Raw genomic sequence first — 15,939 nt, forward strand, 5'->3', positions numbered from 1 at the left:
TCCTCCCCAATGAGCGACCCCATCCTGAAGATCGAGATCGAAGACAGCATTGCCACCCTGGTGATGAACCGCCCGGACAAGCGCAACGCCATGTGCGAAGAGCTGCTGGAGGCGCTGGACGCCTTCTTCTCGGCGCCGCCAAAGGAGGTGCGCGTGGTGATCCTGACCGGCACCGCAGGGCATTTCTGCTCTGGCTTGGATCTGTCTGAACATGTGCACCGTTCGGCCGAGGAGAACCTTTATCACTCGCGCCAGTGGCATGGGGTAATGGAGAAGATCCAGTTCGGCGGGCTGGCGGTCGTCTCGGCCATGTTTGGCGCGGTGATCGGTGGCGGGCTGGAGCTGGCCAGTTCCACCCATGTGCGCATTGCCGAGCCTTCGACAATCTTCCAGCTGCCCGAGGGGCGGCGCGGGATCTTCGTGGGGGGCGGTGCCACCGCGCGGGTGGGGCGCCTGTTGGGCGCGGACCGGATGACCGAGATGATGTTGACGGGCCGCAAATATGACGCCGAAACCGGCGTCGCACTGGGCCTTGCGCATTACGCCGTGGGCGAGGGCGAGGCGATGGGGTTGGCGCGCACGCTGGCCGGAAAGATCGCCCGCAACGCGCCCCTGTCCAACTACCTGATGATCCAGTCCATCGCGCGTATCACGGATATGTCGCAGGCGGATGGATTGTTCACGGAGTCGCTCGCAGCGGCCCTGTCGCAGACCACGCCCGATGCCGAGGAGGGCCTGCGCGCCTTCCTTGAAAAGCGCGCGCCAAAGTTCAGGTGACCAGATGAAGAAAGCTGTATCCGATCGTGATCTGCAGCCCAAGGGCGCGGAGGTCAGTGATGCCACCCTGCGCGGCTTTATCGGCTATCACATGAAGCGCGCCTTCAACGTGCTGCAGGCGGATCTCACCCAAACGCTGAAACCCTTCGAGCTGCGCATGCTGACCTACACGGCGCTGACACTGATCGTGGACAATCCCGGCCTGCGCCAATCGCAGCTGGCCGATGCCATGGATGTGGAGCGGCCCAATCTGGTGATCGTCATTGATGAACTCGAGCGGCGCGATCTGATCGTGCGCGACCGGGTGCCGACCGACCGGCGCGCCTATGCGCTGCGGGTGACGCTGGCCGGGCGGCAGCTTTATGAAAAAGCCTTTGCCGCGATGAGGGACCACGAAAAACGGATGCTTGAAGGCTTGGATGCCGAGACCCGCAACACGGTGGTTGCGGCCCTTGAAGTGATCCAGAAACACCAGGCGAAAGGATGAGTGATGAAACGGACCTCTAGCTTTCTACCCCATGCGGTGAACCGCGAAGACCGGGCGGATGGCAGCATCCTGCTGCGCTCGGACTATGACCTGGGTCCGGTGACGGATCGCACCGGGGACTGGCTGCACCACTGGGCGGATGAAGCCCCGACCCGCGTGTTTCTGGCCGAACGCAGCGGTGCGGGCTGGCGCGAGGAAAGCTACGCTGCGACCCTGCAGCAGGTGCGCGCCATTGCGGCCTCCCTGCTGGCGCGGGGCATGGGGGCGGAGACGCCGATCCTGATCATGTCCGGCAACGGCGTCGATCACGGGCTTCTGTCACTGGGCGCGCAATATGCCGGTGTGCCCACCGTGCCCGTGGCCGAGCAGTATTCGCTGATCCATGGTGCCCACGGGCGGCTGCGTCACGCCATCGAACTGGTGCGCCCCAAGATGGCCTATGTGGTCGATGCCGATCAGTATGGCGAGGCGCTCAAGCTGGACGCACTTGAGGGCGTCGAGATCGTCGCCACCCGCACTGGCGGCGCCAATGTCACGCCTTTCGCGGAACTCTTGAAGGGGGATGCGGGCGTCGATGTGGATGCGGGCTTTGCCAAGGTGACGCCCGATACCGTTGCCAAGATCCTGATGACCAGCGGCTCCACCTCCAATCCCAAGGGGGTGCTGACCACCCAGCGGATGATGTGCGTGAACCAAGCCCAGCTGGCCGACAGCCTGCCGTTCCTGCGCGCGCGCGCGCCGCGTATCGTGGATTGGCTGCCCTGGAACCATGTCTTTGGCGGATCGCATAACTTCAACATGATGCTGGCCAATGGCGGCAGCTTCTACATCGACGACGGCAAGCCGGTGAAGGGCCTCTTTGACCGCACCGTTGAAAACCTGTCGATGGTGACCGGCAGCCTGGTGTTCAACGTGCCCATGGGCTTTGCCATGCTGCTGGAGGCGCTGGAAAAGGACGCGGGCCTGCGTCAGCGGTTCTTTGAGGATCTGGACATGATCTTCTACGCGGGCGCCTCCCTGCCGCAGGAGGTCTGGACCGGCTTTGAATCCATGGCGATGGAGATCAAGGGCGAGGTGCCGCTGATGACCTCCTCCTGGGGGCTGACCGAAACCGCGCCTGCCACGATGATCCAGCAGGAGCCGACCGAAAGCTCGGGCGTGGTGGGGGTGCCGATGACCGGTGTGACCCTGAAGCTGATCCCGGACGATGACATGCGCTGCGAGATGCGCGTCAAGGGGCCGAACGTGATGCCCGGCTATTTCGAGGATCCGGAAAAGACCGCCGACGCCTTTGACGACGAAGGTTATTTCATCACCGGCGATGCCATGGTGTTTGTCGACAAGGGCGACATCAACAAGGGGATGCGTTTTGACGGCCGCATCTCCGAGGACTTCAAGCTGCTGACCGGCACTTGGGTGCGGGCGGCGGGTCTTCGGATCGAGATGCTTTCGACCCTGGCGCCGCTGGCCGCTGATCTGGTGGTCACCGGGCAGGACCGGGATGAGATCGGCGTGATGATCTTCCCCAACACGGAAGCCATCGAGGCGGCGGGCTACACCCTGGAGGAAGACGGTGGCGCCTTGGTCTGTCCGCAGCTGCTGTCCGAGATCCATCACCGGCTGAACGAACGCGCCGGGCGGATTTCCGGATCCTCCACCCGGGTGGCGCGGGCCATCGTGCTGGCCGAACCGCCCTCCCTCACCGATGCCGAGATCACCGCCAAGGGCAACCTCAACTTCCGCAAGGTGCTGACGCGCCGCGCTAATCTGCTGGAGCGGCTTTATGACGACGCCGCCAGCGGTACTGCGAAACTCTGACAGGAACAAAGACAATGGTAGATTTTTCCAAGGTCCGTGCGATCGACTTTCACACCCACGCCGAAGAACCCTGCGGTTGCCATGCCGATGACGGCTATGATGAGCTGCAGGCCACCATGGCCAACTATTTTGGCGCGCCCTGGCAGCATCCGCCCACCGTGCCGGAAACAGCTGCCCACTATCGCAAGCAGAACATCGCCGCCGTGATCTTCCCGGTCGATGCCGAGCGCGAGACCGGCTATCGCCGCTACAAGAACGAAGAAGTCGCGGAACTGGCGGCCGAAAATGACGATGTGCTGATCCCCTTTGCCAGCATCGACCCGCATAAGGGCAAGATGGGCGCCCGCGAGGCGCGCCGCCTGATCAAGGATTTCGGCATCAAGGGGTTCAAGTTCCACCCCACCATGCAGGGGTTCTATGCCAATGACCGCATGGCCTATGATCTATATGAAGCCATCGCCGAAGAGGGCGGGATTGCCCTGTTTCACACCGGTCAGACCGGCGTCGGCAGCGGGATGCCCGGCGGCAATGGCATGCGGCTGAAGTATTCCAACCCGATGTATATGGACGATGTGGCGGTGGACTTCCCCGAGATGAAGATCATCCTCGCGCACCCCTCCTTCCCCTGGCAGGAAGAGGCGCTGTCGGTGGCCCAGCACAAGCCCAACGTCTATATCGATCTCTCCGGCTGGTCGCCCAAGTACTTCCCTGAAATCCTTGTGAAATACTGCAACTCGATCCTTAAGAAGAAGGTGCTGTTCGGGTCTGACTGGCCGATGATCACGCCGGAACGCTGGCTGGCGGATTTCGAGAAGATCGCGATCAAGGACCACCTGCGCGAAGACATCATCAAGGGCAACGCCATGCGTCTGCTCGGGGTCGAGTAAGATGGAGATCCCCGCACCCAAGCTACGCCATGCCTTCCGCCTGCGGGTTGAGCTTGGCCCGCCGATGGAACTGGGGCAGGGGCGTGCGGGCGTGCGGCGGATCATACCGATCATCGGGGGCAGGGCGCTTGGCCCCGATCTGACCGGCGAGGTGCTTAACCTCGGTGCCGACTGGCAGACCATCTATGCCGACGGGGCCGCCCATCTTGATACGCGCTATGCGGTCAAGACCGAGGACGGCGCGGTGATCGAGATCGTCAACGTGGGCAGCCGCCATGGCCCGGCGGAGGTGATCGCGCGCCTGGCCAGGGGCGAGGACGTGGATCCCGCCAGCTACTACATGCGCACGGCGGCGCGGCTGGAAACCGGTGATGACCGCTATGCCTGGGTCAATCACATGCTGTTTGTCTGTTCCGGCATCCGGCGCGCCTCGGCCGTGGAAATCGACTATTTTGCAGTGGAGTAAGCCGTGAAGCCGTTTGTTGCACCGGTTGAGGATATCCTGTTCACCCTGAACCATGTGGCAGGCGCCAGGGATCTGCCCGATTGGGATGCGGAATTCGCATCGGAGATTGCAGGGCATTTCGCCGCCTTTGCCGAAGGTGAGATCGCGCCGCTGGATGAACCCGGTGATCTTGAGGGATGCACCCTGACGGATGGCCGCGTGACGATGCCCGCCGGGTTCAAGAAACTCTACGCCTCCTATGCCGAACAGGGCTGGCCGGGGCTGACCATCCCCGAAGAGTTCGGTGGTCAGGGCATGGGGGCGATGATGCTGGCGATCACGTCGGAGATTTTTTCCGGCGCCAACCATTCCATGCAGATGGTCACCGGGCTGGTCCCCGGCGCCGCGCGCACCCTGTTGCGGTTCGGCAGCGAAGACCAGCAGGCGTGCTACCTGCCGTCGCTTGCCTCGGGTGAAACACTGGCCACCATGTGCCTGACCGAGCCCGGCGCGGGATCGGACCTGTCGCGCGTGCGCTGCCGCGCGACCCCCGATGGAGGCGGCTGGCAGATCACCGGCGAGAAGATCTTTATCTCCGGCGGCGATCAGGACATGAGCGACAAGATCCTGCATCTGGTGCTGGCGCGGACCTCTGACAATGGCATCAAGGGGCTGTCGCTGTTCCTCTGTCCCTGCACCCGCGCGGATGGCAGTCGCAATGGTGTCACCGTCACCCGGATCGAGGAAAAGATGGGCCTGCATGCCTCGCCCACTTGCCAGCTGGCCTTTGACGGCGCCGAGGCAGAGCTGATCGGTGCCGAGGGGCAGGGGCTGATGGCGATGTTCACGATGATGAACCACGCGCGTTCCGATGTGGCGCTGCAGGGTGTGGCCCATGCGGCCCGCGCCTATGATGTGGCTGGATCTTACGCGGCGGAGCGTCAGCAGGGGCGCGGTGCGGAGGGGCAGACGGTCACCCTGGATGGTCACGCCGACGTGCGCCGCATGCTGGATGAGATCGACGCCGCTGCCCTTGGCGCCCGCGCCATTGCACATCTGGCCTTTGTCACCATGGAGCGGGGCGACACCCCCGATCTGGTGGAGTTCCTGACGCCGCTTGCAAAGGTCAGCGGCACCGAGGCCGGGATTCGCGGCGCCGAGCAGGGCATTCAGGTGCTGGGCGGCTATGGCTACCTGCGCGAATACCGGCTGGAACAGACCTACAGGGACGCGCGGATCTGCGCGATCTACGAGGGGGCCAACGGCATTCACGAACGGATGCTGGCCACGCGGCTGCTGGGCGCGGCGCCCGCCGATGCCTTTGCGGCATTTCTGGCAGGGGAAGGCCATCCGGAGGTCGCAGAGGCATTGGCCGATTGGCAAGAGGCGCGGCAGGTCCTGCTGAACCAGGACGACCCGACTCCCTTTGCCCATGCGTTTTACCTGCTGACGCGGGATACGCTTTTGACAGCGCTGTGGCACCGGATGGTGGCGCAGGCCGCAGCGCATCCGCAGCCAGAGCGGATTTCCCGTGTTGCTGCAGTTCAATTGGCGGAAATTGCTGCCTGGCGCCCGGCGCGTTTGACGCAGCTGCGGGCGATCGGCTCAGGGTCGGCGTAAACCGCGCCCAAAGGCTCAGAAAAAGACGTCGTCCAGATCGTCGCTGTCTGCCTCAGCTTCGGCAGGCGTTGTGATCTGTTGTCCGGCATTCGGGTAGAGTGCGGCGTGAACCGCACGCTCATCATCCATGCTATAGGTGTCCCAGATCTCCGCAAGCACCGTTTCGTCGGGCGCCTGTGCAGGCGGCATGTCCTCAAGCGACGCGGCCATGTCACCCAGTTGATCGGATACCTCCAACACCTCCTGCATCGATTGAGTGGCATCCTGGACCAGTTCCAACAGCCGTGCGGTGACGTCTGCCGCCTGGGTGCGCAGCTGGTCCAGCTGGTCCAGCCGGTGTTGCCCCAGTTCGATCTCGCTTTCATAGGCGGTGATGGCCTGATCCAGCGCGGTGCCGGTGCTGATCAGATCATCGACGCCGAACTTCGAGTTTTCCGCCAGGGTTTGCAGCTCTTTTTGGCTGCCCTGTACCGCCGCAAGACATTTGGCAGCGGTTGCGCGCACTTCAAAGGAAAGAGTTGCCATCGCATGACGGGCCTCTTCCGATCTTGAGGCCAGCAGCGAAGAGTTCATGGCGGAATAGGCCACCGATTTGGTGCTGCTTTCCAGGCGGTTAAAGCTCTGGTTGGCGGCTTCAATGGTCCCGGGCAGGGTATCGGCATCCTTGGCCGTGGAATTCAGGGCATCGCGGATTTCAGCGAATTGCCGCACGATGAAACGGGCGGTTTCCCGGCGTGTATCGAGACTGTCTTCGATGGAGCGGGCAATGGCGCCGGCCGAGTAGATTTCAGCCCCCTTGCGCCAGATCTCCGAGAGCGCCTGCATCGCCGTCGACACCTCCTCGGCGACCCCGGTAACATCGCCTGCGATGCTGCGGGCATGGGCTGCGGCCAGCGCCTCGACGTTCTGGCCGTCGCGGTTCAATATCTGCGCCAGGTGATCCAGGCGCTGCGCCAGACGGTCGGAAAACTGCACAGCGGTCACAAAAACCTTCATCTGCTGATTGCTGCGCTGCACCAGCGCATCTGCCGCCTCGGCAATGGCGGTTGCAGCCTGGCGTTCATCCGTATGCAAACGGCTGATCTCTTCGGCCCGCGCGCTGACGATCTGCATCAGGCGGCTGACCAGGGCCAGCCCATCCCGACAACTGGCCAGGCTTGTGCCCTCGCGGTCTTCGAGTTCAGCCAGGGTCGATAGGACAGATTCCGAGGCATCGCGAATGACAAGCGCGATTCGCGCCAGGTCATCCACATATTCGACAAAGGCAGATGTGCCGTAGGAGGCCGCGGTCGTCTTTGTCAGGGTCGCCACAACCGAAAGCGTCTGACCATGGCGATTGATGTCCGAAAGCTGCCGTTCAACCTCGGCATTGCAGGCATGCGTTTCGCTGGCCGCATGAGCGGTGCAAAAAACGTCCAGGGCGCGATGCATGGCTTGAATGCTGGTGCACAGGGCTTGCAAGGGATCCTTGCCACTGTCCTGCTCGCCTGCCGCCAATTCTGCAAAGCGGCCGAGGTCGGCCAGGGCTGTGGTCTGCAGATCCCGAACCGCTGACAGGCATTCAATCAACCGCGAGAACGCTTTGTTGCCATCGTGAGACAGTCGAATCGCAACGGTCGAGCATTCCGTGAATACATCCATAGAGAGCGATTTTGTTTTACGATCTTTTTGCGGAAGTTGCATGATTTTACTTTATTTTTGCGATGTGAGGATCTTTATATCTCAGCCTGACATTCTTTTGTGAATTTGAGGTAAAGCCGCCTTCTGAATTAGGTGATTATAAAAAATCCCATTAATTGAAATTTCACACTGATACTGCACTTTGGTGGTGAAAACAATCTGAGGGTAAGTTCTTGAGATGAGTGTTCCCGCGGAATTCAATCTGGCACATGATCTTGATGCGCATTCTGCAAAGGCGGAGCAAACGCTGCTGTTGGAGGCGATCGGAGCCTGTCGGGATCAAGAATTACTTATTGAAATCAAAGGGGAAAGCGCCAGTCAGGTGTCCCTTCAAATTCTGTTTGCCGGAATTGAAGAGATGCGCAAGCGCAGTCTGTCATATGTGTTGGGGCCAATCGCGTCGCAATTCGCGACACGGTCGAATGTAAAGAGGAATGAGGGTGAGGAATGACAAAAACCATTCTGGCAATTGATGATAGTAAGGCCGTTCGCGATATGGTGGCATTTACTCTGGAGCCTCAGGGTTTCAGGGTTGTTTCCGCCGAAAATGGCGCCGATGGGCTGCAAAAGCTGAGATCGGAGCGGCCAGCATTGGTTATTACCGATCTAAACATGCCGGTCATGAATGGGATCGATTTCATCTCTAACGCGCGGCGTGACGCCGCCGGAACCGGCGTTCCGATCGTGATGCTGACCACCGAATCCTCGCCCGAAATGAAGGCCAAGGGAAAGGCCGCCGGTGCAACCGGATGGATCAACAAGCCGTTCGATACCGACAAGCTGATCGCGGTCACGAGAAAGCTGCTGGGATAAGGCGATGATCGAACAGGCGACCGAAGCATTTGTTCTTGAGGCGCGGGAATTGCTGGCCGAGCTTGAGGACTCGTTTCTGGAACTGGAAGACGATGTCACCTCGGCCAGGATCGACGAGATCTTCCGGGCGCTGCATACGGTCAAGGGATCGGGCAGCATGTTCGGCTATACGGCCCTGTCCCGCTTTACCCATCACTTCGAAAACGCCTATGACCTGGTGCGCGACGGGGCGTTGCAGGTGGAACGGGATCTGATCGATCTGTCGCTTGCGGCGCGGGATCTCATGGTGTCGTTCCTGGATCTGGGCGGCGACGGACCAGAGGCGGAGGCACTGCTTGTCTCGCCAGAGGTCTCTGCCATTGTGGAGCGGCTGTCAAACCTGACCGGGACGTCCGAGGAGAGTATCGAGGCCCCGGGTAAGGTCGAGGCAGATGCGGGCGAAACTGCGGCACCAGCGCCGACAGGGGTGCAGACCTTCCTGATCCGCTTCACGCCGGCACAGGATGCGCTGCGCAATGGCATGCGGCCCGATCTGTTGATGCGGGAGCTTGCCGATCTCGGCAAGATCCAGGTGTCGCTGGACGTTTCGGCGGTGCCGCGCTTGACCGAACTCGATCCGACAGAGGCAGTGCTGGGCTGGATCGTGGAGCTGGAAACCGCCGAAGGGCGCGAGGCGGTGGAAGATGTGTTCATCTTTGCCGATGACGCGGATCTTTCGATCACCGAAATGACGCCCGAAATCTCGGTTGAGGAAACCCTGGCGACAGAACCCCCGGCGACAGACAGTGCCGAGCCCGCGGTGGCGCAGGTCCCGGCTGCTGCGGCCCCGGCGCCCTCGCAGGCCGCAGCCCAACCCAAACCCGAACCGAAGGCAAAGCTGCCGACAGCTGCCAAATCCGAGAGCATCCGCGTCACCTCCTCCCGGCTGGACGACATGATGGATGCGCTGGGGGAATTGGTGATTGCGCAGGCACGTCTGGAGGCGGTGTCGGAGGAGATTTCCGATCCGACTCTGGAAACCGTGGTGGAAGATGTGCAGCGCCTGGTGATGGGGTTGCGCGACGCCACCCTTTCCATCCGCATGCTGCCGATTGAATCCGTATTTGGAAAGTTTCGCCGCGTGGTGCGGGATCTGTCAGCCGATCTTGGCAAGGATATTCGCCTGATCACCGAAGGTGGTGAAACCGAGATCGACAAGAACGTCATCGACCGCATCAGCGAACCCTTGGTGCATATGATCCGAAACTCTGTCGATCATGGGCTTGAGACCGCTGAAGACCGCCAGGCTCAGGGGAAAACCCCGCAGGGCTCTCTCTGGCTTTCGGCCTGTCAGGAGGGCGGCGAGATCCTCGTTTCGATCGAGGACAATGGCAAAGGTCTGGATGCAGAGGCGATCCGGGCCCGCGCCATCGAGCGGGAGTTGATCGATCCCGAGGCCGAACTCAGCGAACAGGACCTGCACCATTTGATTTTTGAACCCGGTTTCTCCACGGCCAAGGTGGTGTCCTCGGTGTCGGGGCGCGGTGTGGGCATGGATGCGGTGAAAACCACCATCGATGCGCTGGGAGGCAGTATCCATGTGCTGTCCCGCGCAGGGCAAGGCACCCGTATCACCCTGCGGCTGCCGGTGACCATGGCGATCATCGACGGGCTGCGGGTGCGACTGGGAGAGTCGGTCTACGTGATCCCGCTCTCGGCGGTCGAGGAATGCGTCGAGATGGATGAAGCCGAAAGCAAACGCGACAGTGGCCGCTCCCTGCTGCAGATCCGCGATGAAATGGTGCCCTATCTGGAGCTGGACGCGCTGTTCGGTCAGACCGCCAAACCGGATGCCGGGCGCCGCGTGGTGGTGGTCCGGGTCGATGGCATGCGGGCGGGCCTGGTGGTGGACGATATCCTGGGACAAAGCCAGACCGTCATCAAGGGGCTGAGCGCCTATCACAAGGACATCCCCGGTCTGGGCGGCGCGACCATCCTGGGCGATGGCCGCGTGGCCCTGATCATCGATGTGGCCACCCTGATCAGATGGGCCGAGACCCGCCGTGATCAGGGCCCCAGAAAGGCGGCATGAGCGATGCAGACAGATGATATGACACAAGAGACCTCTAACACCGGAATGCTGCTGATCTTCCGCCTCGACGGAGAGGCCTTTGCGATCTCCGTCACTTGGGTGCATGAGATCCTCGATCCGCAGCGCGCCACGCCGGTGCCCAACGCAGGCCCCTTTGCGCCCGGGTTGATAAATGTCCGTGGCGCGGTGGTGCCGGTGATCGATATCCGCCACCGGCTGGGGCTTGCCCCGGGCGCGTCCGAGGACGATGGGCGGATGATCGTCTTCGAACATCCGATCGAATGCACACCGCAAAAACTGGCGTTCTGCGCCGACAGCGTGGAGCAGGTCATCGAATACGACCGCTCCTCAATGGAGCAGGTTCCGCAGCTTGGGGCCGCCTGGCCTCAGGCCTATCTGCGTGGCGCCATCCGCGACAACGGCGAACTTGTGATCCTACTTGAAACCGAAACGACTTTTGCGCCGGCCGCCGACCGTTCCGTGGCCGCCTGAACTCTGGAGACAATGGCATGAAGTTGACTATCAAAAAGAAATTGATCGGTGCTTTTGCCACCGTTCTGATCCTTATGAGTGGCCTGGCCTGGATTTCGATCACCCGTCTTGCAGGGTCGCATTCGGATCTTGAGCATCTGGTCAGCGTGACCTCGAAAAGCGCGCTGATCGCGGCAGAGATGGAAGCGGAATTCCTGGAAATCGAGGCGCTGCAGGCGGAAATGCTGCTGGCACGGGACGCAGAAGAGCTGGACGCCTCTGAGCATCACCTCAAGGAGGTTGTCGAGACCCTGCATGGCCATCGTGTGACCTTGGGAGAGATCGCGGATCAACAGGTGCAGGGGCAGCTTCAGGAGTTTGATGCGGAACTGGCGCGCTACCTCGCTCTGGAAAAGGAAATCTCGGCCCTTCTGCATGCCAACAGCAATGGGCGCGCGCTGGAGGTTTCGCAGGGCGAAGGTCATGATGCATATGTGCATTTTCAGGACAGTCAGGCCCGCTTTGCCGGTGGGGTAAGCGACCTGACGGGGGGCAGCACGTCTATTGCGCGGATGGCAGGCATCGTGGCTGCGGCCAAGATCGCCGAGAAGAACGCCCTGCTCGAAGCGGACCCCAAGAAACGCCAGGCTTACATTGAACTGGCCGAGACAAAGATGGCGGAAGCAGGATCGATCCTTGAAACCCTGCAGCGCAGCTATCGGCAGGCGGACAATGGCGCCCTCTCCGATTTGGCAAAGGCGTTGGCAGATGTCGAACGCACAAGTGGCCAAGCCCTTGCCTTGGTGCGTGAGGATACCAACGCAGAGGCTGCAGAGCTGTTTGCGGGTCCGACCGCAGAGGTCATTGGCGCCGCCAAGGCCATCCTGGGTGAGATCGTCGAACATAATATCGGTGCCATGCAGGAAGAAACAAATGTGTCGGCCGCGCATTACACCACGGCTCGCACCACGCTGCTGACGGGGGCCGCAGTTGCCATCGTGGTGGGACTTGCCGCCGCGATACTCTTGTCCGTGTCCATAGGGCGTGGGCTGGCCCGGGCGACCGCACTGGTGCGCAAGGTGGCAGCGGGGGATCGCCGGATCGATACCTCCAACACGTCGAAGGATGAGATCGGCGACCTGATGAACGAGATGAAGGCGATGAACGATGCGCTCTGCGGCATGGCCACGGTGGCGGAACGGATTGCCGATGGCGACCTGACGGTGAATGTCACCCGCCGTTCTGACTACGATGGTCTTGGCATTGCGCTGGAAAAGATGATCGAGAAACTGCGCGAAGTCATGGAAGGGGCGACAATCAGCTCTGCGGCTGTTGCCGATGGCAGCATCGCCATGAGCGCGACCTCCGAACAGCTTAGCCAGGGGTCGACCGAACAGGCCGCCGCGGCCGAGGAAGCCAGCGCCGCGATGGAGCAGATGACCGGCAATATCCGTCAGACCGCGGACAACGCGGCCCAGACCGAAAAGATCGCCGTTCAATCCTCCAAGGAGGCTGCCGAAAGCGGTGAAGCCGTGGCCGAAGCGGTGGTTGCAATGAAAACCATCGCCGAGAAGATCAACATCATCCAGGAAATCGCCCGCCAGACGGATCTGCTGGCCCTGAACGCTGCGGTCGAGGCGGCCCGTGCCGGCAGCCATGGCAAGGGCTTTGCGGTGGTGGCCTCCGAGGTGCGCAAGCTGGCCGAACGCAGCCAGCAGGCCGCCGCCGAGATTGGCGACCTGTCCGGGCGTACGGTTGAAGTCAGCGAACGCGCCGGAGACATGCTGCAGGCGCTTCTGCCCAGCATCCAGCGGACCTCGGATCTGGTGCAGGAAATCTCGGCCGCGACCCGCGAACAGAACGTGGGCGCCGATCAGATCAACCTGGCCATTCGCGAATTGGACACGGTCATCCAGCAGAATGCGGCGTCGGCGACCGAAGCGGCGTCGGTCTCTCAGTCGCTGGCGACACAATCGGACCAGCTGCGCGGCCTGATCTCCTATTTCGATCTGGGTACGGCCTCAGCAGGCGCTTCGGCGCAACGCAGGCCAGCCCCCGAAAAGGCGGCACAGCCCAGCCCCGCAGCCAAACCGGCCCCGGTGCGCGTGGCGCCCAAGGCCGAAGAGGGCGGCTTTGCGCTGGACCTTGGCCCGGAGGAACTCTCGGATGCTGAATTCGAGCGTCATCAGGCGGCCTCCTGAGCCATGACAGGGGGGCAGCTGATGAGAGCCGAGACACTCAGGGGCGACCAGCCGTCCGGCGGTGGCTCCTGGGAGATGGAAGCGTCAGAAGAGGCGGCACAGGCCACCTATCTGATGTTCCGGCTTGGCGCGCGGATCTTCGCAGTGGATGTGCGCTCGGTGCGCGAGGTTCTGGTGGTTTGCGAAATCCTGCCGCTGCCAAAGGCGCCGCCGGATGTCGTGGGGGTCATTGACCTCAGGAACCAGGGCATCGCCATCGTGGATTTGGCGGCGCGGCTGGGAATGATGCCCGAGATCAGCCATGACGCCAGGATCATCGTCTTCGAAGTGGACGATGGCGGCAGCGCCTTGTCGATTGGCGTGGTTGCCGATCAGGTGCTGCGCGTCCGCGAGGTGCCGGACGAGGACATCGAACCGGTGGCAAAGACCGGTGCGGATTGGCAGGGCGACGGGGTTGACGGTGTCATTCGCACCCAGGACGGGATCGCGTTGATCCTGCAGATCGAACAGTTCCTGGTCACGACCGACAAGGTTGGCGACTTTGATTTTGGGTAATCATCGGGCGCTTTGTTCCGGGCCTGCCGGGCCGGATGCAAGCGCTGATCTTGCGAGTATGGGACCTTGGACATGAACCTGGCTGCACCCCCCATTCACAGCCCTATGGTCGAGCCGAGCGCCGACCAGTGCCGCATCCTGGTGGAGCGGGCCTTTGCGGCTTCGGGGGTCAAGATCAATCCGGGTAAGACCGAGTTCATCCACCTGCGCGTGTCCCGGCGCCTGAATGCCCTGGGGCTGGACGGCTATGACGCCTATATGGATCTTCTCGATGCCGACACTGCGGGCAGCGAACTGCGCTGCCTTGTGGAGGCGCTGACCACCCATACCACCAGCTTTTTCCGCGAGCGTCACCAATATGACTGGCTGGTCCGCGAGGGCCTGGAGCGGATCGGTGAACGCGGCGCGGGGTTTGAGCGTCCGCTGACGGTCTGGAGCGCGGCCTGTTCGACCGGCGCCGAGCTGTGGTCGGCGGCCATGGTGCTGGAGGATGCGGCCCGCAGCCCCGGTGGCCTCAGGAAATACCAGTTGATCGGGACCGATATCTCCCGCCCGGTGTTGAAGAAAGCCAAGGGCGCGACCTATTCCGCGATCGAGATCGAGGGCGTCGCCCCGGCACAGCGCCAGCGATACCTGATGCGGTCCCGCACCGCGACGGATCTGGAGCGGCGGCCCTACTACCGGATCGTTCCGGAGTTGCGTGAGCGGGCGACGTTCGAATGGGCCAATCTCAGCAACTTGGTCGGCGTTCGCGATTTTGGAGCGGATATTGCCTTTCTTCGCAATGTGCTGATCTACTTTCCCGAAGATGTGCAGGAGCGTGTCCTGTCCGCCGTGGTGGGGCGCTTGCGGCCCGGGGGGATCTTGTTCACCGGCCATGCCGAGGCGGTCTCTCCCCGCGCGGGCCTGCGCTCCATCGGGCCTTCAATCTACGAAAAGGTGTGAGCATGGGACTTGAACGTCGGCGTGGCCCGTGGAAGGTTCTTGTGGTCGATGACAGCGCCGTGGTGCGCCAGGCCATGCAGACAATCCTGGATGCAGACCCCGATCTGGAGGTCATCGGCGTGGCCTCGGATCCTCTGGTTGCAGCAGAGCGCATCAGGCGGCAGGTGCCCGATGTGATCACCCTGGACGTCGAGATGCCGCGCATGGATGGCATCACCTTCCTGCGGCGCCTGATGGCTCAGAAACCGATCCCGGTCGTGATCTGCTCGACCCTGGTGACCGACCGTTCAGAGACGCTGGCCCAGGCCTTGGATGCAGGTGCCGTTGATATCGTCCTGAAGCCGGAACTGGGGATCCGCGAGTTCTTCGAGGAGGCCTGCACCACCCTATGCGATACGGTCAAGGCCGCCGCCCAGGCGCGGTTGCAGATCGTGCGCAGGCCGAAGACCCAGAAGAAACTGAGCGCAGATGCCATGCTGGCGCCCCCGGTCAAGGCGATGGCCCGTACCACCGAAAAGGTCATCGCGATTGGCGCCTCCACCGGCGGCACAGAGGCGTTGCGGGTGGTGCTGGAAAGCCTGCCGATCGATTGCCCGCCGACGCTGGTGGTGCAGCACATGCCCGAGACCTTTACCGCGGCCTTTGCCCGCCGGTTGGACAGTGTCTGCGATGTGACCGTCCGTGAAGCGCGCAGCGGCGATCGCATGCTGCGGGGCCATGTGTTGATCGCGCCTGGAAATCACCACACGCTGCTGACGCGCAGCGGGGCGAATTACGGGGTTGAGGTCAAGGATGGCCCGCTGGTGTCGCGCCACAGGCCGTCGGTTGACGTGATGTTCCGCTCGGTTGCGCAATATGCCGGCAAGAACGCGGTGGGTGTCATCATGACGGGAATGGGCGATGACGGGGCCAAGGGCCTGCTGGAGATGCGCGAGGCGGGCGCCCGCACATTAGGACAAAGCGAAGAAAGCTGCGTGGTCTACGGCATGCCCAAGGAGGCGATGAAGGCCGGAGGGGTGGAGGAAGAGGTGCATCTGGACCGCATCGCCGCTGCCATCCGGCGGCTCTCTGCCGCCTGATAAGGCCAGGCATGGCAGCCCCGAGGAGAGGCTGTGTGGAAACTGGCTGGTGTTGCCCAGCTTTCCCCGAGTTTGGGTCTTGGAGCGTGA

General features: G+C 62.3%; 16 protein-coding genes. 15 read left to right on the top strand and 1 reads right to left on the bottom strand.

Going from position 1 to position 15,939, the window contains the following annotated elements:
• Window positions 1-9: 9 nt before the first annotated feature.
• Genes PXK07_RS12815 through PXK07_RS12840 form a run of 6 tightly spaced genes read left to right on the top strand, consistent with a single transcriptional unit; the run spans window position 10 to window position 6,034 of the window.
• Window positions 10-777 carry a crotonase/enoyl-CoA hydratase family protein gene (locus PXK07_RS12815; RefSeq protein ID WP_274848713.1) on the top strand — a complete coding sequence of 256 codons (768 nt, stop codon included), beginning with the start codon at window positions 10-12 and terminating at the stop codon, window positions 775-777.
• Between the two features lie 4 nt (window positions 778-781).
• Window positions 782-1,264, top strand: coding sequence for a MarR family winged helix-turn-helix transcriptional regulator (locus PXK07_RS12820; RefSeq protein ID WP_274848714.1), 483 nt, complete (start codon window positions 782-784; stop codon window positions 1,262-1,264).
• A gap of 3 nt (window positions 1,265-1,267) precedes the next feature.
• The gene (locus PXK07_RS12825; protein ID WP_274848715.1) at window positions 1,268-3,082 is read left to right on the top strand and encodes a feruloyl-CoA synthase; all 1,815 of its coding nucleotides are present in this window, start codon (window positions 1,268-1,270) and stop codon (window positions 3,080-3,082) included.
• A 14-nt stretch (window positions 3,083-3,096) separates the two neighbouring features.
• A complete protein-coding gene (locus PXK07_RS12830) occupies window positions 3,097-3,969 on the top strand; it encodes an amidohydrolase family protein (protein WP_274848716.1) in 873 nt (290 codons plus the stop codon).
• A 1-nt stretch (window position 3,970) separates the two neighbouring features.
• The gene (locus PXK07_RS12835; RefSeq protein ID WP_274848717.1) at window positions 3,971-4,435 is read left to right on the top strand and encodes a DUF3237 domain-containing protein; all 465 of its coding nucleotides are present in this window, start codon (window positions 3,971-3,973) and stop codon (window positions 4,433-4,435) included.
• Between the two features lie 3 nt (window positions 4,436-4,438).
• A complete protein-coding gene (locus PXK07_RS12840; protein WP_274848718.1) occupies window positions 4,439-6,034 on the top strand; it encodes an acyl-CoA dehydrogenase family protein in 1,596 nt (531 codons plus the stop codon).
• 15 nt (window positions 6,035-6,049) lie between these two features.
• On the opposite strand, the gene PXK07_RS12845 is transcribed toward PXK07_RS12840, so the two are convergent.
• Window positions 6,050-7,345: a hypothetical protein gene (locus tag PXK07_RS12845; protein ID WP_274848719.1), complete on the bottom strand. Its 1,296-nt coding sequence runs from the start codon at window positions 7,343-7,345 to the stop codon at window positions 6,050-6,052.
• An 18-nt stretch (window positions 7,346-7,363) separates the two neighbouring features.
• On the opposite strand from PXK07_RS12845, the gene PXK07_RS12850 reads away from it, so the two are divergent.
• From PXK07_RS12850 to PXK07_RS12890, 9 genes are all read left to right on the top strand, one after another.
• Window positions 7,364-7,588 (top strand): hypothetical protein, encoded by a 225-nt coding sequence (locus PXK07_RS12850; protein WP_274848720.1) that lies wholly within the window; start codon window positions 7,364-7,366, stop codon window positions 7,586-7,588.
• A gap of 304 nt (window positions 7,589-7,892) precedes the next feature.
• Window positions 7,893-8,165, top strand: coding sequence for a hypothetical protein (locus PXK07_RS12855; RefSeq protein ID WP_274848721.1), 273 nt, complete (start codon window positions 7,893-7,895; stop codon window positions 8,163-8,165).
• On the top strand, window positions 8,162-8,527 hold the full coding sequence (locus PXK07_RS12860) for a response regulator (protein WP_274848722.1): 366 nt from the start codon (window positions 8,162-8,164) through the stop codon (window positions 8,525-8,527). Before PXK07_RS12855 ends, PXK07_RS12860 begins: the two co-directional genes overlap by 4 nt.
• A gap of 4 nt (window positions 8,528-8,531) precedes the next feature.
• Window positions 8,532-10,598, top strand: coding sequence for a chemotaxis protein CheA (locus PXK07_RS12865; RefSeq protein WP_274848723.1), 2,067 nt, complete (start codon window positions 8,532-8,534; stop codon window positions 10,596-10,598).
• Between the two features lie 3 nt (window positions 10,599-10,601).
• Entirely contained in the window at window positions 10,602-11,090 is a 489-nt protein-coding gene (locus PXK07_RS12870; protein ID WP_274848724.1) for a chemotaxis protein CheW, read from the top strand.
• A gap of 17 nt (window positions 11,091-11,107) precedes the next feature.
• A complete protein-coding gene (locus PXK07_RS12875) occupies window positions 11,108-13,270 on the top strand; it encodes a HAMP domain-containing methyl-accepting chemotaxis protein (protein WP_274848725.1) in 2,163 nt (720 codons plus the stop codon).
• Window positions 13,271-13,291: 21 nt separating this feature from the next.
• Window positions 13,292-13,825 carry a chemotaxis protein CheW gene (locus tag PXK07_RS12880; RefSeq protein ID WP_274848726.1) on the top strand — a complete coding sequence of 178 codons (534 nt, stop codon included), beginning with the start codon at window positions 13,292-13,294 and terminating at the stop codon, window positions 13,823-13,825.
• 72 nt (window positions 13,826-13,897) lie between these two features.
• Window positions 13,898-14,770, top strand: a complete 873-nt coding sequence (locus PXK07_RS12885) for a CheR family methyltransferase (RefSeq protein WP_274848727.1) — start codon at window positions 13,898-13,900, stop codon at window positions 14,768-14,770.
• Between the two features lie 2 nt (window positions 14,771-14,772).
• The gene (locus tag PXK07_RS12890; RefSeq protein ID WP_274848728.1) at window positions 14,773-15,849 is read left to right on the top strand and encodes a protein-glutamate methylesterase/protein-glutamine glutaminase; all 1,077 of its coding nucleotides are present in this window, start codon (window positions 14,773-14,775) and stop codon (window positions 15,847-15,849) included.
• Window positions 15,850-15,939: the final 90 nt, after the last annotated feature.

The sequence above is a fragment of the Phaeobacter sp. QD34_24 genome (assembly GCF_028890115.1).
GTDB lineage: Bacteria > Pseudomonadota > Alphaproteobacteria > Rhodobacterales > Rhodobacteraceae > Phycobacter.